Source organism: Elioraea sp., assembly GCF_022842375.1.
Taxonomy (GTDB): Bacteria; Pseudomonadota; Alphaproteobacteria; order Acetobacterales; family Acetobacteraceae; genus Elioraea_A.
The window spans coordinates 73,331-90,299 of the sequence record NZ_JALHPR010000002.1 but is presented as its reverse complement, the minus strand read 5'-3'; the positions used below and the strand labels follow the sequence as shown (position 1 = coordinate 90,299).

At 69.1% G+C, this 16,969-nt stretch carries 16 protein-coding genes; 5 read left to right on the top strand and 11 right to left on the bottom strand.

The annotated features are described in order from the left end of the window. The first annotated feature begins 60 nt into the window (after positions 1–60). Positions 61–603 carry a hypothetical protein gene (locus Q0C38_RS02185; RefSeq protein ID WP_291295415.1) on the top strand — a complete coding sequence of 181 codons (543 nt, stop codon included), beginning with the start codon at positions 61–63 and terminating at the stop codon, positions 601–603. 276 nt (positions 604–879) lie between these two features. Next, positions 880–1,383, top strand: coding sequence for a hypothetical protein (locus Q0C38_RS02180; protein WP_291295414.1), 504 nt, complete (start codon positions 880–882; stop codon positions 1,381–1,383). 251 nt (positions 1,384–1,634) lie between these two features. Here Q0C38_RS02180 and Q0C38_RS02175 read toward each other — a convergent pair whose 3' ends face one another. From Q0C38_RS02175 to dctP, 6 genes are read right to left on the bottom strand one after another with little or no spacing between them, the layout of a single operon-like run. Continuing rightward, on the bottom strand, positions 1,635–2,822 hold the full coding sequence (locus Q0C38_RS02175; protein ID WP_291295413.1) for a Gfo/Idh/MocA family protein: 1,188 nt from the start codon (positions 2,820–2,822) through the stop codon (positions 1,635–1,637). A 1-nt stretch (position 2,823) separates the two neighbouring features. Continuing rightward, the gene (locus Q0C38_RS02170) at positions 2,824–3,879 is read right to left on the bottom strand and encodes a sugar phosphate isomerase/epimerase (protein WP_291295636.1); all 1,056 of its coding nucleotides are present in this window, start codon (positions 3,877–3,879) and stop codon (positions 2,824–2,826) included. Continuing rightward, positions 3,879–4,724, bottom strand: coding sequence for a sugar phosphate isomerase/epimerase (locus tag Q0C38_RS02165; RefSeq protein WP_291295412.1), 846 nt, complete (start codon positions 4,722–4,724; stop codon positions 3,879–3,881). Before Q0C38_RS02165 ends, Q0C38_RS02170 begins: the two co-directional genes overlap by 1 nt. A gap of 7 nt (positions 4,725–4,731) precedes the next feature. Further along, on the bottom strand, positions 4,732–6,012 hold the full coding sequence (locus Q0C38_RS02160; RefSeq protein WP_291295411.1) for a TRAP transporter large permease: 1,281 nt from the start codon (positions 6,010–6,012) through the stop codon (positions 4,732–4,734). A gap of 6 nt (positions 6,013–6,018) precedes the next feature. Continuing rightward, on the bottom strand, positions 6,019–6,519 hold the full coding sequence (locus tag Q0C38_RS02155) for a TRAP transporter small permease (RefSeq protein ID WP_291295410.1): 501 nt from the start codon (positions 6,517–6,519) through the stop codon (positions 6,019–6,021). A 19-nt stretch (positions 6,520–6,538) separates the two neighbouring features. Next, complete coding sequence (dctP, locus tag Q0C38_RS02150; RefSeq protein ID WP_291295409.1) at positions 6,539–7,510, bottom strand: TRAP transporter substrate-binding protein DctP; 972 nt, start codon at positions 7,508–7,510, stop codon at positions 6,539–6,541. A 147-nt stretch (positions 7,511–7,657) separates the two neighbouring features. Between dctP and Q0C38_RS02145 the strand changes: the two genes are divergently transcribed. Next, positions 7,658–8,728 carry an AraC family transcriptional regulator gene (locus Q0C38_RS02145; RefSeq protein ID WP_291295408.1) on the top strand — a complete coding sequence of 357 codons (1,071 nt, stop codon included), beginning with the start codon at positions 7,658–7,660 and terminating at the stop codon, positions 8,726–8,728. A 368-nt stretch (positions 8,729–9,096) separates the two neighbouring features. Here the strand turns inward: Q0C38_RS02145 and Q0C38_RS02140 are convergent, their stop codons facing one another. From Q0C38_RS02140 to Q0C38_RS02130, 3 genes are all read right to left on the bottom strand, one after another. Further along, on the bottom strand, positions 9,097–9,348 hold the full coding sequence (locus Q0C38_RS02140; protein ID WP_291295407.1) for a hypothetical protein: 252 nt from the start codon (positions 9,346–9,348) through the stop codon (positions 9,097–9,099). A 499-nt stretch (positions 9,349–9,847) separates the two neighbouring features. Next, positions 9,848–10,207: a hypothetical protein gene (locus tag Q0C38_RS02135; RefSeq protein WP_291295406.1), complete on the bottom strand. Its 360-nt coding sequence runs from the start codon at positions 10,205–10,207 to the stop codon at positions 9,848–9,850. Further along, positions 10,188–10,352 (bottom strand): hypothetical protein, encoded by a 165-nt coding sequence (locus Q0C38_RS02130; RefSeq protein WP_291295405.1) that lies wholly within the window; start codon positions 10,350–10,352, stop codon positions 10,188–10,190. Before Q0C38_RS02130 ends, Q0C38_RS02135 begins: the two co-directional genes overlap by 20 nt. 219 nt (positions 10,353–10,571) lie before the next feature. On the opposite strand from Q0C38_RS02130, the gene Q0C38_RS02125 reads away from it, so the two are divergent. After that, positions 10,572–11,957 (top strand): aspartate aminotransferase family protein, encoded by a 1,386-nt coding sequence (locus Q0C38_RS02125; RefSeq protein WP_291295404.1) that lies wholly within the window; start codon positions 10,572–10,574, stop codon positions 11,955–11,957. Between the two features lie 3 nt (positions 11,958–11,960). Here the strand turns inward: Q0C38_RS02125 and Q0C38_RS02120 are convergent, their stop codons facing one another. Next, on the bottom strand, positions 11,961–13,595 hold the full coding sequence (locus Q0C38_RS02120) for a hydantoinase B/oxoprolinase family protein (protein WP_291295403.1): 1,635 nt from the start codon (positions 13,593–13,595) through the stop codon (positions 11,961–11,963). Next, positions 13,592–15,646 (bottom strand): hydantoinase/oxoprolinase family protein, encoded by a 2,055-nt coding sequence (locus Q0C38_RS02115; RefSeq protein ID WP_291295402.1) that lies wholly within the window; start codon positions 15,644–15,646, stop codon positions 13,592–13,594. The genes Q0C38_RS02120 and Q0C38_RS02115 overlap by 4 nt, the downstream gene beginning before the upstream one ends. 215 nt (positions 15,647–15,861) lie before the next feature. Here Q0C38_RS02115 and Q0C38_RS02110 point away from each other — a divergent pair, with 215 nt between their 5' ends. Next, positions 15,862–16,920, top strand: a complete 1,059-nt coding sequence (locus Q0C38_RS02110) for a TRAP transporter substrate-binding protein (protein WP_291295401.1) — start codon at positions 15,862–15,864, stop codon at positions 16,918–16,920. Positions 16,921–16,969 lie beyond the last annotated feature (49 nt).

Below are 16,969 nucleotides of genomic sequence, written 5' to 3'. Positions count from 1 at the left end.
GGCCAGATGGGCTGGCCATCTGCCGATGTCGGTCTGGGAGCGTTCGCGACGGAACACCTGATGAGTTTTCTTTACAACTACGTCTCCCTTGGCCTGGTGCTGCTGGCCGTCCTGCTGCTGCTGGCCTGGCGGAGCCTTCGGCGGCGCGACTTTCGCGCGCTGGCCATCGTGGTTGCGGCGATCGTGCTGTGGGTGCCGTTCGAGATGAGCCGGCCGTTTGTCGGGCACGGCTATGTCACTGGCACCGAGGTGCGTCGCGTTGAGCGCTCAACAGCGCCGCGCGAGACCGAGGATGTGGACTTCATCTACACGCGTGGCTGGGGCGGGGACCAGCAGTTCCGCAATGAGGATTCCTGGCTGTTCCTGAAGCGGAACGCTGATGACGTGTACGGCGTCGCGAAATCGATCGAGGGCAAGCCGGAGGAGGCGCGCACCTTCATCGCGACCGGCGTGCGCAACTACCTGGCCTCATGGCATCCGAACTTGATCTCGCTGAAGCCGACGCTGGCCTGGGTGGTTTTTGCCGCGCACTATCTGTTTTGGATCGCCGTGTTCGGCGGATTGCTGCTGGCCTATGTGCGGGCCCGCCGACCGGTTGATTGAGGGCGGGCTGCCATAGCTAGACCACGGCGCTCAGGTCACGACCGGGGGGGTTTGCACGCTGCCAGCTGGGGCGCATGAGCGCCGGCGCGACGGGATCACTGGGCGCGACACCTTGCTGCACCATGATGAGGTCTGCGAGCGCGCTGCGGTTGGCGCGGACGGCGGCGCCGGCGCCGCAGAAGGGCTCGGGAACGATGCCCTCAGCAACGGGCGCGTCCCGCGTTCCCGCCGCCGCTTAACTCCAGGGATGAGCAACGGTACTTCTTCGGTGGGATCGTGGCCGAGTTCTCGTCGCAGCGAGACATGCGCCGGATGCCCGGACGGTCGAGCACGACGTTCCAGGGCCGGACCGAACCCTGCGCCGGCCGGCCGCACACCGAGGACATGTTCTATCCTGCCGTGGGGTTCAGGGCCGGAGAGTTCTTCGATGAGTGCGGCTATATCAGGGATGCGGGGTTGAGTGTCCTGCCTGGTCCACGCGAGCTGTCTCCGGCTGAGGGCGTGCCGCGTGACGGTCGTTACCTCGTCATGCCGCCAATTTCCTTGCGGGCCTTCGTGTCGGTGCGGGACGAACGCGGCACGTTGCGGAGGGAGAACCAGCCCGAATTGGACTGGCAACGCGCGCCGGATGACCTTTGCGTGCTCGCGCGCGGGGCGGAGTTCATGTGGATCCCGTGGCGCAGCAACACGGTGGTGATCCCGTTCGCGGCCATCCGCGCGGCGCTCGATGCCGCGCCCGCGCAGCCGGCCGCCCCGATCCAAGGCGCGCCGTCCAACTGAAACCTCTGCTGATTGCCCCGCGCGGACCGAAACCCGCCGGGCCGACGCAGCCCCGATTGGCGCGCTACCACGCTGAAGACGACGCTTCGAACCCAGGAGCACTGGCGGAGGGGGTACGCCGGGATTCGAACCGGCTCAGAAGTCCGGCGCTCGTCCTTCGCCGTCGGGGTAATCTGTCGTCATCGAATACGCGGGCTTCTGCTGAAGGGAAGGGCGCGGCTGGTGATCCGCGACTGATCCGCGTTCGGGCATCAGCCAAGCACGGGCGGGAGCTGCGTCCACGCACCGTCGGCCCCGCTGCTCGCCACCGCGGCGGTGACGAAGGCGACGCCGCGTGCCCCATCGGTGACGCCTGGCACCAGCAACGTTGCCGGATCGGGAGCGCTGCCGTTGATCCGCGCCGTGATCTGGTCGGCGATGTCACGGTAGAGTTGCGCGAAGGCCTCGATGTAGCCCTCCGGGTGGCCGACGGGGATGCGCGTGGCATGCGCCGCGGCGGGGCTGAGCCCACCTGCACCGCGGGCCAGGATCCGCGGCGCCTCGCCAAGCCTGGTGAAGCGAAGCTCGTTCGGCTGTTCCTGCGCCCAGTCGAGCCCACCCGTCTCGCCATAGACGCGGAGCCGAAGCGCGTTCGCGTTGCCTGGCACGATCTGTGACGCCCACAGCATCCCGCGCGCACCGCCGCCGAAGCGCAGCAGCACCTGCGCATCGTCATCGACGCGCCGGCCCGGCACGAAGGCGGTGAGCTGGGCCGCGACACTCTCCACCGCAAGGCCCGTTACGAACTCGGCGATGTTGTGCGCATGCGTCCCGAGATCGCCGAGCGACCCCGCTGGTCCCGCCTGCGCTGGGTCGAGCCGCCAGGCAGCCTGCTTCTGCCCGGTCTCCTCGATCGGGGTCGTGAGCCAGTCCTGTGGATACTCGACCTGCACCACGCGCACCGCGCCGATCGCACCGTCAGCCACCATCGCGCGCGCCTGGCGCACCATGGGATAGCCCGTGTAGTTGTGCGTCAGCGCGAAGATGCGCCCACTCGCAGCCACGGCGCGTACGAGGTTGTGCGCATGATCCATCGTCGTCGTCATCGGTTTGTCGCAGATGACGTGGATGCCGGCATCAAGGAAGGCCCGCGCGATCGCGTGGTGGCTGGCGTTCGGCGTGACGATCGCGACCGCGTCGATGCCATCGTCACGCGCTGCCTCGGCGCGCGCCATCAACTCCGCATCAGCATAAGCCCGGTCTGGCGCGACATGCAGCGCGGCGGCGGACCGCCGGCCGCGGTCCGCATCGCGGGAGAAGGCGCCGGCAACCAGCTCCCACCGGTCATCGAGCCGTGCGGCCAGCCGGTGCACTGCTCCGATGAATGCGCCCTCGCCACCGCCGACCATGCCGAGGCGCAGGCGCCGGGAGACGCCGGCGAAACACTGCTGCACAGACATCTCAGCCGATCCCGAGCAGGCGGCGGTTCGCGGCCTCGTCCATGCCGGCGGCGGCGAAATCGTCGAAGGCCCTCTCGGTCACGCGGATGATGTGCTCGGCGATGAACGCCGCCCCTTCCCGCGCGCCGTCCTCGGGGTGCTTCAGGCAGCACTCCCACTCCAGCACGGCCCAGCCCGGGAACCCATACTGCGCAAGCTTCGAGAACACGCCACGGAAATCCACCTGCCCGTCACCCAGTGAGCGGAAGCGGCCTGCGCGATCGATCCATGGCAGGTAGCCGCCGTAGACGCCGACGCGGCCATTCGGGAGGAACTCCGCGTCCTTCACATGGAACGCCCGGATGCGCGAATGATAGATGTCGAGGAAGGCGAGGTGGTCGAGCTGCTGCAGCACGAGGTGGCTGGGGTCGTACAGGATGTTGCAGCGCGGGTGGTTGCCCACCGCATCGAGGAACCTCTCGAAGCTCGCCCCGTCATGCAGGTCCTCCCCAGGGTGGATCTCGTAGCAGAGGTCGACGCCAGCTGCGTCGAACGCATCGAGGATCGGCCGCCAGCGGCGGGCGAGCTCGGCGAAGGCGGTCTCCACAAGGCCGGCCGGGCGCTGCGGCCAGGGATAGACGAAGGGCCAGGCGAGAGCGCCCGAGAAGGTGGCGTGCGCGTCGAGGCCGAGATTGCGCGAGGCGCGCGCCGCGAGGCGCAGCTGCTCCACCGCCCAGGCCTGCCGCGCGGCCGGCCTGCCGCGTACCTCCTCGGGCGCGAAGCCGTCGAAGGCGATGTCATAGGCCGGGTGGACGGCGATGAGTTGGCCTTGCAGATGCGTCGAGAGCTCCGTCACCGCGAGGCCGTGCGCGGCGAGCCGCCCCTGGACCTCCTCGGCATAGGCACGGCTCTCGGCGGCCTTCGCAAGGTCGATGAACCGCGCGTCCCATGACGGGATCTGAACGCCCTTGAAGCCGAGAGAGGCGGCCCAGGCGGCGATCCCATCCAGCGTGTCGAAGGGCGGATCGTCGCCGGCGAACTGGGCGAGAAAGATCGCCGGTCCCTTGAGCGTACGCATCATGCAACCTCCCACTGCTGCTTCATGAAGGCGAGCGATTCTTCCGCGAGGGCGAACTCGTCATCGAACATGCGCCGCCAGATCCGGGTCGCGGCCGAGAGCGCGGGCAGGGCAAGGCCGAACGCTTCGACGATCAGCGGCCCGTCATAGCCTGCCGCCTTGAGAGCCGTGAAGTTCTCCCGCCAGCGCACCTGGCCGCGGCCGGGGGTGGAACGATCATTCTCCGACACATGCACCAGCGCGATGCGATCGGCATTGGCCGCGATGGCGGCGGCAACGTCCTTCTCCTCGATATGGGCATGGAACGTGTCGTAGAGCACGCCGGCATCGGGTGCGACGGCCTCTGCGAAGGCGGCGGCGGAGGCGAGGTCGTTCAGCAGGTAGCACTCGAAGCGGTTCAGCGGCTCGATGGCCAACCGCATGCCGGCGGGGCGCGCGTGCGCGGCGATCCGCCCGAGGATCTCGGTGCTGCGCGCGATCTCGTCCGCCCGCGGGCCTTGCCCCGTGAACACGCCGAGTGCTGAGTGGATCGGCCCCGAGAGTGTCGGCGCGCCGAGGGCTGCGGCGCAGTCGACGATGGCGCGCAGCCTCGCCTCGCCGCTGGCGCGGATGGTGGCGTCATCCGACGCGATGTTCGCCTCCGCCCCGAGGGCGGTGACCGCGTGCGGCGCGAGTCCGAGCCCGCGCAGCCGCGCGCCCAGCCGCGCATAGGCGGCCACGTCGCCCGTCTCGAACACCGGGACCTCGACAAGGTCGTAGCCGATGGCCTTCAGCCGCTCGAGCAGCGGCCAGTGGGCGTCGGTCACGTCCGTGGTCCAGAGCAGGAGGTTCATGCCGTAGCGCATCGTGGCCTCAGCGATAGACCCAGTCCCGCAGCGCGAGTGGGATCGGTGGGATGTAGGTGATCAGCAGAAGGCAGGCGAGGACGACGCCGATGAACGCGACGATCGGCTTCACGATGCGCTGGAGCGGGATGCGCGCGACCGCGCAGGCGGCGAACAGGTTGACGCCGAAGGGAGGCGTGATGAAGCCGATCGCGAGGTTCACCACCATGACGATGCCGAAATGCACCGGATCGATGCCGTAGCGGATGGCGACGGGCACGAGGATCGGCGCGAGCACGATGATCGCCGCCGAGCCCTCGATGAACATGCCGATGACGAACAGGACAAGGTTCACCACGAGCAGGAAGGTGACGGGGCTGTCGATGACCGTGAGCATCCACGCACCGATCGCCGCCGGCACGCCCTCGCGGTTGATGATGAAGGCGAACAGCCCGGCCCAGGCGATGATGAACAGGATCACGACCGAGGAGATGACAGACTTCCGCAGCACCGGCCCGAGGTCACGCCAGCCGAGCTCGCGATGCACGAACATCCCGATCGCCAGGGCATAGACGACCGCGATGGCCGAGGCCTCCGTCGGGGTGAACACGCCGCCATAGATGCCGCCCAGCACCACCACGGGCATGAGCAGCGCGAAGGTGGCGCGGCGGAAGGCCGGCAGCGGCGAGACGCCCTCGAGCGCATCCGCCTTGCCGTGTCCGGTGAGCCGCGCCCAGACCAGCACGTAGCCGATCAGCACGAACCCGATCAGCAGCCCGGGCCCGAACCCCGCGATGAACAGCTCGCCGATCGAGACATCCGCCGCCACGCCGAACAGGATCAGCGGGATCGAGGGCGGGATGATGACGCCGAGCTCGGCCGACGTGGCCTGCAATGCGGCCGCCCAGGGCTTCGGGTACCCCGCCCGTTCGAGCGCGGGGATCATGATCGCGCCGATCGCGAAGGTGGTGGCGGTGGAGGAGCCGGAGACGGCGGCGAAGATCATGCAGGCGACCACGCAGGTGGCCGCAAGCCCGCCCTGCGTCCTGCCGACCATGGCGCGCGCGACGTCGATCAGCCGGCGCGAGATGCCGCCTGTGTCCATCAGGTTGCCGGCCAGGATGAAGAACGGGATGGCGACGAGGGGGAACTTGTCCAGCACCACGTAGAGCTGCTGGCCGATGATCACGGGGTTGATCGCGCCCAGCACCTGGATGCCGAAGATGGCCGCAAGCCCGATCGACACGGCGATCGGCACGCCGAGCAGGAACAGCGTGCACATCACGACGAGAAGCGATTGGGTCAACATGCCCGGTCAGGATGCCCCGTCGATGTCCCGCGGAGGGGGGTCGAGCGCGTGCGCGACCACGGCGATGATCGCGAAGACAGCGCCCACCGGGATCGCCGCGAAGCCCCAGGACATCGAGACGCCGAGCGTGGGGTTGACGTTGAACTGCGCCCGCTCAACCATCTCCCAGCCATACCAGCCCATGTGGGCGAGCAGCAGGAGGGACGCGGCGGTGATGACCCAGGCAAGGCCACGCTGCCAGTGCCCGGTGAGCCGTGTCAGCAGCAGGTCGATCGCGACCAGCGCGCCCGTGCGGAACGTTACCGCCGCGCCGAGATAGACCATCCAGATCACCGCCATCTGCACCACCGGCTCCGACCAGGCAACCGGCTGGCGGACGACATAGCGCATGACGACCTGGCCGAAGGCCATGGCGGCGGCGAGTGCGAGGGCCGCGCAGGCCGCCCAGGTCACGACCGTGGTGGTCACACGGTCGATCGCCAGTACGGCCCGGCGCAGCCCCTGCATCAGCGCCCTTCCCCGATCATCAGCGGGCGTCCTGGATCCGGCGGATGTTCGCCTCGCCGAGCTCGCGGCCGAACTCGGCGAAGGCGGGCTGCAGCGCGCGCAGGAAGCCCTCGCGGTCGAAGCTGTCCTGGATGGTCATGCCACGCTCGCGCAGTGTGCCGAGGCCGGCAGCGTCCTGCTCGTCGGCCGCGCGGCGCATCACTGGCGTGGACTCACGCGCCGCTACCCGCAGGATCTCCTGCGTGGCCGCGGGCAGGCGGTTGAACGTTGACGGAGAGGCAACGAACAGGGCGGAGGCCACCAGGTGCCCGGTCAGCGTCAGGTGGCGCTGCACCTCGTAGAAGCGGCTCGCGACGTGGATCGAGATCGGCTGCTCGTTGGCATCGACCACGCCGGTCTGCAGCGCGGCATAGAGCTCGTTGAAGCCGATCACCGTCGGCTGCATGCCGAGCGCGCGAAAGGCGGCGAGGTGGATCGGGTTGTTCTGCGCGCGCAGCTTCAGGCCGCGCACGTCATCGAGGGTACGGATGGGCTTGTTGGCCGAGATGTGGCGGAAGCCGATGTCGCCCCAGGCGAGCCCGATCAGGTTCCGCGCCGGCATCGCGGCCAGCAGCTCTGCGCCGAGCGCGCCATCGAGCACGCCGCGGGCATGGGTTGGGTCACGGAACAGGAACGGCGCGTCGAGGATGCGCAGCGCCGGCACGAACGGGCCCGCGGCGGCAGAGGAGGTGACGACCATGTCGATGGTGCCGAGCTGGGCGCCCTCGATCATGTCGCGCTCGTTGCCAAGTGCGCCGGCGGGGAAGACCTGCACACGCACGCGTCCCTCGGTGCGCTCCTGGACCAGCCGCGCGAAACGCTCGGCGGCGAGGTGGTAGGGCGACGAGGTCGAGATGTTGTGGCCGAGCCGCAGCGTCTGCTGTGCCGTGGCCGTCATGGGCGTGGCCGCGACCGCGCACAGCATCGCGGCGGCGAAAGCGACGGTCTTCATGCGTGTTTCCTCCCTTGGAGCAGGCCGTTCGGCGTTGCTTGCAGCCTCTTGCCCGAGGCACTCGGGTTTGGCTTGCATGGCCTGCCACTGGTAAATTCCTTAAGTCGGGCCATCTGGCTGTGATGCCGGTGTGAACGGGGGAACGCGATGCCTGGGAAGCGCGAAACGCGGACGGAGCGGGTTCGCCCAGCGGTGTTCCGCCAGCCGGGGTCCATGCTCTATGCCGACAATTGCCGCGCCCTGCAGGAGGCGGCGGCACGGGGGGAAACGCGGCTCGTGGCCTGGACGCGGGGGAGTTATCCCGGCCGGCCTCTCGACGGGCGGCTGCCGGGCGTGTGCACCATCGGGTTCTGGGATGCGCGGTCGCCGCAGCGCTGGGGTCTGGCGCGGCACTGCAACGAGGGCATCAAGTTCGCCTATCTCGCGCGCGGCACGCTCTCGCTCGAGGTCGATGGGGTGACGCACCAGCTCTCGGCCGGCGACGTGTTCATCATCCGTCCATGGCAACTGCACGCGATCGGCACGCCGCATGTCGATGCCAACCAGCTCGTCTGGATGCTGCTCGACGTGAACATGCGACGGCCGACGGACCGCTGGCGCTGGCCGCGGTGGTTGCTCTGGTCTGACGCCGACGTGCAGCGGCTGCACGACTACCTGGCATTGAACGATCGTTCGGTGCTGCGCGCCTCGCCGGCGCTTGCCCAGGCCTTCCTCGGCATCCGCGCCGTGCTGGAACGACAGACGCCCGAGAACGGCGAGGCGCGGATGATGGTGGCGGGCAACGCGATGTTGCTTGCCCTGCTCGACGCGCTGGACGCCGCCCCGCCGCCGCTCGACGCGGACGCGGCGACGACGCGGCGGACCGTGGACCTGTTCCTCTCGCGGCTGCCGCTGGCGCTGGAGCAGCCCTGGCGGCTCGAGGACATGGCGCGCGAATGTGGGCTGTCGCGCACGCGCTTTGCGCATTACTGCCGCCTGATCACCAACGCGACGCCGGCGCAGCACCTGCGGCGGCTGCGGCTGAACAAGGCGGCGCTGCTGATCCGCGAAGACCAGGCTCGCAGCGTGACGGAGATCGCCTTCGCCTGCGGCTTCGGGTCGAGTCAGCATTTCTCGACAGCATACCGCGCTGAGTTCGGCGTTCCTCCCAGGCAGGGTCGGCGAAGCGCTGCGTCACGACGCGAGGGCTCAGAGGCCCTGGCGGGCGCGGGAGACTGATACTCAACCGACAATGGTTCCGGCTGTGTGGGCCAGACCGCCGGGCTGCGTCGAGACGCCTCGCCCAGGGCTTCGTCAACGTGCCCGTTAGAGTGCGATTGCCATAGACGGAATGGCTTTTTGGATTCCAGCGCGTGCTGATCTCTGGCTCAAGCTCCTGGCTGGGTGGAGGTAAGCAGCCCAACGCGAGCGCTGTCGAGAGATCTGCGGGATCGGGTGGCGGCATCGCTCGGCGAGGGTGCGAGCCGCCGATAGCCGACCCGACAACGGTCCGGTGTTCATCGCCAGGGCGGTGCGCGACTGGATCACGGAGATCGGGGCCAAGACCGCCTACTCCACGCGAGCCGGTGATGACAATGCGATTGGAATCACAGCGGCCGCAGCGCGACCTCCGGGTCCGCCCCCGCGGCGCTGATGAGCGCTCGCGCGACGGGATCGTTCGGCGCGATGCCTTGCTGCACCATGATGAGGTCGGCGAGCGCGGAGCGGTTGGTGGGATCGAACACGAGCGCGACGATCGCCTCCCACACGCCCGCGGCCTTCAGTCGCTCCGCGACCACCGAGAGCGGCACTAGGGCATCGGGCGGCGGGGCGGGCTCGGCGTAAGGCTCGGGCCTCACGCCAGCTGCAAAGAGAGCGTCCCAGACTGGATCGCCTGCAACCGCTTCCGCTGCCAGCGGGGCGCCATCCATCAGCCAGCAGGGACGCGCTGCACCAGCATCGCATCGCCCGCGCGCATGGCGGTGAGCCCGCCGTTCATGGCCCTCGTGCGGGGAGCAGAACGATCAGCGCGATGTGGCCGACGAGGTGGCCAATGGCATGAGCGGTGCCGAGGGGATCTCTGTCGAGTTCGTCGCTGAGGCGTTCGGCGAGTGTCGGCCCGCCGCCTTCGGGGCGCATGACCCATGCCCCGTCCTGCGTGCCGGCGCGGGCGGTGCGGAGCGCGGTGAACGCCAGCAGCGGTGATCATGTGATGATCGGCCGGTGCCGAACTTCGCAACAGGATTGCTTTCGGTTTCGCTTCACTTCGTCCGCGCACAGAGCAACGTGTTGGGCGTGCAGACGGCGGAGAGAGCGATGCGGGCTGATCGGGCGGAGAGGGCGGCGGTGAACCAGCAGCTAAGCCTGGAGGCCGCGGACGTACTGGATCACCTGGAGGAGCTCCTCGTCGCTCACCTCATCGAGGTTGGTCGGGCCGACGCGGATCTCCTGCTTCTCCCGCCAGCCAGCGCGCGCCTTCATCCAGAAGATCGCGGCCGCGACGTTGTTGCCGGATGTCGCCATCTGGAACAGTGACTGCGCCACCTTCGCCGTCGCCTCCACCATGCCGCGATCGAGTTCGCGCCGGAAATGCCTGCGCAGCGGCTTCGGCTCGATGTCGAGGAAGGTGGCGATGTCCTCCTGGGGGATGCCGAAGCCGCTCATCGCACGCACGGTGCGGCGCTGCTCCTCCGTCGGCTCAAACCGTACGCCCTGCATCGGATGCCTCCTCGCTGCGCTGGGTGGTGACGGAGGCGAAGCTCTCGCCCGTGGCCTCCAGCGTCGCCGCCTCGCCGGTGAAGGCCTGCCAGCGCCGCGCATCCTTGCCCGCGGTGGCGGGGCGCTCAGCCCCGCTGACGTGCACGCGACGCGTATCCCGGCCAGGCACCCGGAGGGCTATATCGATCGCCGCCGTCGTCGCCTGTAGCGCCGCTGATGGTACTCTGAAGACCATGGGCGGCTGATTGCGTGCTGGAGAGGCAGGTCCGCCCCGGATCAGCACGGACGGCGTGATCGCCATCACCGGTGATGGACAAGAGCACCCCGCCGCGCAACGCTACATGATCGTTTCAGGAGTGCTGCCATGAACGCCATGCCGCCGACCAACTCGCCGATCATCGCCGCTTTCATCGCGCACACGCCTGGCAGCGCCGAGAACTACGCGGCCGCGCAGCGCCTGTTCCCCGGCGGCGTCACGCACGACTCGCGCTACGTCAGGCCGCATCCGCTCGCGATTGCCCGCGCCGAGGGCGCGCGCAAGTGGGACGTGGATGGCAACGAGTATGTCGACTATGCGGGTGGCCACGGCGCGCTGATCCTCGGCCATGCGCACCCCGCCGTGATGGCACGCGTCGCTGAGCAACTCGCGCGCGGCACGCATTACGGGGCCAACCACGCTCTCGAGAACCGCTGGGCCGAGCTGATCCAGGAGCTGGTGCCGAGTGCGGAGATGGTGCGCTTCACCAGCTCAGGCACCGAGGCGACGCTGATGGCGCTGCGCCTTGCCCGGGCGGCGACGGGGCGCACGAAACTGCTGCGCCTGCGGGGCCATTTCCACGGGTGGCATGACCATATGGCCTTCGGTGTCACCAACCATTTCGATGGCACGCCGACACCGGGCGTGCTCGGCGCGCTGGCCGACAACGTGGTGTTCGTCGATCCGAACGACGAGGCCGGGCTTGTCGCGCTGCTCGACGCCGAGGGGGCGGACATCGCGGCCGCGATCCTCGAACCGACGGGGGCGAGCTACGGTCAGGCGCCGCTGCGCCCCGCCTTCGTGCGCCGCCTGCGGGAGGAGACGGCGCGGCGCGGCATCGTGCTGGTGTTCGACGAGGTCGTCACCGGCTTTCGGGTCGCGCGCGGCGGTGCGCAGGAGGAGCTCGGCATCCGCCCTGACCTGACGACGCTCGCCAAGATCCTCGCCGGCGGCCTGCCAGGCGGGGCGGTGGTCGGCACACGCGACGTGCTCGAGCTGCTCGACCCCGAGCGGGCGGCCGCGCGCGGCGTCGAGAAGGTGCAGCACCAGGGTACCTACAACGCCAATCCGCTCTCTGCGGCAGCCGGCATCGCGACGCTGGAGATCATCCGTGACACCGATGCTGTGGCTCGCTGCCACGCCTATGCCGCACGGCTGCGCGCCGCGCTGAATGACGTGCTGGCCGAGGAGAGCCTGAACTGGGCGGTGTATGGCGCGCACACGGGAATCCATGTGTTCGTCAATCCCAAGGGCCTGGCGATCGGGCCGCGCAACTTCGAGCCGCTTTCGATGGGATATGCCGAGCTGAAGATCCCGCGCGGCAATCAGACCGTGACGAAGCTGCTGCTGGCGATGCGTACCCGCGGTGTCGACTTCGCGCCCTGGCCCGGCGGCCCGGCCTCGGCCGCGCACACCGACGAGGATCTTGACCGAACGGTCGCGGCGTTCCGCGGCGCCATCCGCGCCCTGCGCGAGGAGCGCGAGATCGCCTGACGCTTAAGCCGTGATGTAGCCGAGCGCCCGATCGCGCTCGGCCGCCGCCGCGTCGCGGCTGGCAGGATCGCCGAAGCCGCCGCCGCCCGAGGTCTCGAGCCGCACGATGTCGCCGCGCTTGAGCGCCACGCCGTCGCTTTTCGAGCCGATCGGCGTCTCGATGCCGGCACGGACGCGCGTGAGCCGCCCGAGGCTGCCGGGCTCACCACCGGCGAGCCCGTAGGGCGGAAAGCGGAACCGGTCCATGTTGGCGGTGAACACGCAGGCCGGGCTTTCGACGCGCCACTCGCGCACCAGGCCGAGCCCGCCGCGGAACTTGCCCGCCCCGCCGGAATCCGGCAGCAACCCGTAGCGCGTGATCGAGAGCGGCATGGTCGCCTCGATCATCTCGATCGGAATGTTGGCATTGTTATGCATCCCGAACGACCAGGCGTTGACGCCGTCCTTCCGCGGATGCGCGCCGGTGCCGCCGATCTCGATCTCCACCAGCACCTCGCGGCTGTGGTCCTCGGCGACCGTCTGGAAGGTCGCGACGTAGGATCCGCCGTAATAGGCGGCCGGAATGCGATCGGGGAGCGCCTCGTGCAGGGCGCCGAACAGCACGTTGGCGAGGCGGTGGGTGATCGCGACGCGGTGCGCCACGGGCGCGGGCGCGCGGCAGTTCACAACGCTGCCGGGGCGCGAGATGATCCGCACCGGGCGGTAGCAACCGGCATTGGCCATCACCGAGCCATCCGTCGCCGCGATCACGGCGTAGTAGACGGCGCAGTTCGACATCGCCGGCGTGCAGTTCACCGGCCCTGCCTGCTGGTCGGCGCAGCCCGTGAGATCGACAGTGATCTCGTCGCCCGCGATGGTCACCGCCGCGTGCAGGCGTACCGGCTGGCCGCTGATGCCGTCATCGTCGAGGAAATCCTCGAAGGCGTAGCTGCCGTCCGGCATGGCTGTGATCGCCGCCCGCATCGCCGCCTCGCTCATGTCGAGGATGCGCCCGCAGGCCTCGATCATCGTATCGGCACCGTAACGGGAAGCGAGGCGGTGGATCGCGGCGGCACCAACCTCGAGGCTCGCGAGCTCGCTCTGCAGGTCGCCGAGCATGAGCGCGGGCTTGCGCACGTTCTGACCGATCATCGCCCAGACCGCACGGTTCAGCACCCCGCCCTCGATCAGCTTCACGGGTGGGATGCGCAGCCCTTCCTGAAAGATCTCGGTCGCCGTCGCAGCGTAGCTGCCCGGCGCAAGCCCGCCCATGTCGATGTGATGGCAGAGCGCGCCGACATACCCGACACGCCTTCCGTCATGGAACACAGGCTTGAACACGAGCACGTCGTTCAGGTGCTGCGCGCCGCAATAGGGATCGTTCGTTGCGATCACGTCGTCAGGACCCCATGTCGCGGGGTCGACGAACTCGTCGAGCAGCGTGCGCAGTGCCGCCCCCATGGAGTTCAGATGCTGGGGGATGCGCGCTGACTGTGCGACGTTGTTGCCGTTGGCATCGAACACGGCGGTGGAGTAGTCGAGCAGCTCGCGCACGATCGTGCTGCGGCTGGTGCGCCAGATCGTCACGTCCATCTCGGCCGCCGCGGCGGTCAGGGCGTTGCGGATGACCTCGATCTCGATGGGGCCGAGCGTCCTCACGACACCTCTCCGTTGCTGTCACGCGTTGCGATGAGGGCGCCGGCCGGGCCGAGCCGTGCGCTCCAGCCGCGCCCGATCCAATGCGTGGCGAAGGCCTCCTCGACGATCGCGGGGCCTTCGATGGCGAGCTCCGCCGTCAGCGCGTCGCGGTCCCAGACGGGCAGTTCGCGCCAGGCACCGCCCTCGTATGCCCGGCGCGTGCCCTTGCGCGCAGGGCGTGCCGCCGGCGTCACGGCGCCAGGTTCGGGCTTCTGCAGCCGGCCGATCGCGGTTGCGCGCAGTGTCACGATCTCCACCGGCTCGCCGGGGTTGGCGTAGCTGAAGCGCTGGCGATGGGTGGCGTGGAAGTCGTCGACCAGGCGGGCGAGGGCGGTCTCGTCCGGCGTGGCGATCTCGCCCCACGGGATCAGCAGCTCGAAGGCCTGGCCGTGGTAGCGCATGTCAGCTGCGATCTCGACCCGCCTGTCGGCCGCCGCCACGCCGTCGCGCGCGAGCCGTGCATCGGCCTCCGCGTTGAGGGCCGCGACGGCTTCGGCGATGGCTGGCAGCTGCGCCGGCTCGACGCGCAGCAGGCGCGAGCGGGCGAGATCCTGCGCCAGGTCGGCGAACAGGATGCCGTAGGCCGAGAGCGTTCCGGGATCGCGGGGAAACACGACCTCGCCGATGCCGAGTTCCGCCGCCACGTCGGTGGCGTGCAGCCCGCCCGCGCCGCCGAACGACAGCAGCGCGAAGTCACGCGGATCGAGTCCCTTCTCGAACAGCGACAGCCTGATGGCCGCGCCGAGCCCCGCATTGGTGACGGCGAGGATGCCCTCGGATGCCGCTTCAAGGCCGAGGCCAAGCCGTAGGCCGACGCGTTCGGCGATGGCCGCGCGCGCGGTCGGCATGTCGAGCTGCATCGTGCCGCCGAGGAAATAGTCCGGATCGATGCGGCCGAGCGCGAGATTGGTGTCGGTCACCGTCGGCTCGGTGCCGCCGCGGCCATAGGCAACCGGGCCCGGCGTAGCGCCCGCGCTGCGTGGCCCGACGGTCAGCCGCCCCCCTGCATCGACCGCGGCGATCGAGCCGCCACCGGCACCGATCGTGCGCATCTCCACCATGGGCAGGCGCACCGGGAGCCTGTCGATCTCGCCCTGGGTGATGACAGAGCCGCGGCCGTCACGGATCACCGAGACGTCGAAGCTGGTGCCGCCCATGTCCACCGCGACCAGGTCGGATCGCCCGATCAGGTTCGCGATCCGCGCCGCGGCCAGCACGCCGCCCGAGGGGCCGGAGAGCAGCAGCCGCGCGGGCTGTTCGGCGGCCATGCGCAGGCTGCATACGCCGCCGTTGGACTGAACCAGGAAGATCGCGGGACGGAACCCGTCCTCGCCGATCCGCTTTTCCAGCCTGTCGAGATAGGCGCGCACCACGGGCACGAGCAGCGCGTTCAGCACTGTCGTCGAGCTCCGCTCGTACTCGCGGATCTCGGGCGAGACATCGGCCGAGATCGACACCGGCAGATCGGGCAGCGCCGCGGCGATGTGCGCGGCAACCAGCCGCTCATGCGCCGGATTGGCGTGGCTGTTGAGCAGCGTCACCGCAACGGACTCGGCGCCAAGGGCGGTGATCCGCTCGATCAGCCCCTGCAGCGAAGCCTCGTCGAGCGGCGTGTCCACCGCACCGTCCGCGCGCATCCTCTCGCGCACGCCGAGGCGACGGTCGCGTGAGATCAGCGTCGGCAGCGGATTGGGGGCGAGGCCGTAAATATCGCGCCGCACATGGCGGTTGATCTCCAGCACGTCCTCGAAGCCGGCGGTGGTGACCAGCACGCCGCGGGCGAGGCGCCGTTCCAGCACAGCATTGGTCGCGATCGTGGTGCCGTGCAGAAGCAGCCCGATCTCGGCGAGCGTGAAGCCGAACCGCGCGGCCGCCTCGCCAAGCCCTCGCATCAACCCGATGGAAGGATCGGCTGGTGTGGTCGGCGTTTTCCACGCGTGCACCTGGGCGGTGCGCGCGTCGAATATCTGCAGGTCGGTGAAGGTGCCGCCGATATCGACGGCAACGCGCACGGGACGCAGGACAGGATCGGACGATGACAAGGGTGCGGTCCACGATGACGATGACGGCCTAGTTTGTGACAGGAGCGTCGGAATGAAAACCCGCGCTCTGCGAAAGGGCGCCTTGCCGAAAGCGCCTGAGCAGTGCAACGATCGCCGCCGGGGAGTTACCCGATGCGCCCGTTGGTGCGGGCGTGGCGGTCGATCGTCTGAAACGGGAGGCTAGCATGAGGATGCGCAATCTCTTGGTCGCGGCTGTGGCCGTGCTCCTGCTTCAACCCTTCGGTGCGGCCCAGGCGCAGGAACTGCCGCAGCTCCAGTTCAAGGCGATCGGGCTGAACGGTCCGACCGTGGCATCGATGGTCGATGAGGTGCCGTTCTGGCGCGAGACCATTCCGCGCGCTTCGAATGGCCGGATCACCGTCGACATCACGCCGCTCGACCAGATGGGCATCGACGACCGGACCATGCTGCGCCTGTTGCGCCTTGGCGTGATGGACTTCGCCGGCATGGACATCTCCAAGATGGCCGGTGACGACGCGCGGTTCGAGGGCTGTGACCTCGCCGGGCTGACGCTCGATGCCGACAAGGCGCGCGCCGCATGCGATGCCTGGCGCGCGGTCATTGACCGGCAGATGCAGCGCAACTGGAACGCCAAGCTGCTGGCCTTCGGCGGCAACCCACCTCAGGTGTTCTGGTGCCGCGACGTGGTCAGCGGGCTCGAGGGGCTGCGCGGCAAGAAGGTTCGCGTCTTCAACAATACGATGCGTGACTTCCTGCAGGGCATCGGCGCGACCGCGGTCAGCATGGCGTTCGCCGAAGTGGTGCCGGCGCTGAACAGCGGCGTGGTCGATTGCGCCGTCACCGGCAGCCTGTCGGGCAACACCGCGCGCTGGGCCGAGGTGACCAAGTCGCTCTACCCGATGTCGCTTGGGTGGAGCATCAACATCCTGGCGGTGAACCTCAACACCTGGAACCGCCTCGAGCCGCGCGTGCAGCAGTTCCTCCTCGATCAGGTGAAGGCCTACGAGGACAAGATGTGGCAGACGCTGAAGGCCGCTGACGCGCAGGCCGACAACTGCAACTTTGGCCGCGGCCCATGCACCATGGGCAGGCCCGCCAACATGACTCTGGTGGCGGTGAAGCCCGAGGAGGCCGAGGTGCACAAGCGCCTTGTGGAGGGCGCGGTTCTGGCGAACTGGGCACGCCGCTGCGGTGCCGAGTGCACGCGCGAGTGGAACAATACGGTCGGCAAGGCGCTCGGCCTGACTGCACCGGTTCCTTGATCGTCATGAAGGCCGGTCCGGCGGCAGCGCGCCGGACCGGCGCGCTGCC

Coding starts and splice junctions, on each gene's coding strand:
- dctP (WP_291295409.1), bottom strand. CDS start 7,510: ATGAAGACCGTCGCTTTCGCCGCCGCGATGCTGTGCGCGGTCGCGGCC.
- Q0C38_RS02110 (WP_291295401.1), top strand. CDS start 15,862: ATGAGGATGCGCAATCTCTTGGTCGCGGCTGTGGCCGTGCTCCTGCTT.
- Q0C38_RS02170 (WP_291295636.1), bottom strand. CDS start 3,879: ATGCGTACGCTCAAGGGACCGGCGATCTTTCTCGCCCAGTTCGCCGGC.
- Q0C38_RS02145 (WP_291295408.1), top strand. CDS start 7,658: ATGCCTGGGAAGCGCGAAACGCGGACGGAGCGGGTTCGCCCAGCGGTG.
- Q0C38_RS02135 (WP_291295406.1), bottom strand. CDS start 10,207: ATGCAGGGCGTACGGTTTGAGCCGACGGAGGAGCAGCGCCGCACCGTG.
- Q0C38_RS02125 (WP_291295404.1), top strand. CDS start 10,572: ATGAACGCCATGCCGCCGACCAACTCGCCGATCATCGCCGCTTTCATC.
- Q0C38_RS02155 (WP_291295410.1), bottom strand. CDS start 6,519: ATGCAGGGGCTGCGCCGGGCCGTACTGGCGATCGACCGTGTGACCACC.
- Q0C38_RS02175 (WP_291295413.1), bottom strand. CDS start 2,822: ATGTCTGTGCAGCAGTGTTTCGCCGGCGTCTCCCGGCGCCTGCGCCTC.
- Q0C38_RS02165 (WP_291295412.1), bottom strand. CDS start 4,724: ATGCGCTACGGCATGAACCTCCTGCTCTGGACCACGGACGTGACCGAC.
- Q0C38_RS02185 (WP_291295415.1), top strand. CDS start 61: ATGAGTTTTCTTTACAACTACGTCTCCCTTGGCCTGGTGCTGCTGGCC.
- Q0C38_RS02160 (WP_291295411.1), bottom strand. CDS start 6,012: ATGTTGACCCAATCGCTTCTCGTCGTGATGTGCACGCTGTTCCTGCTC.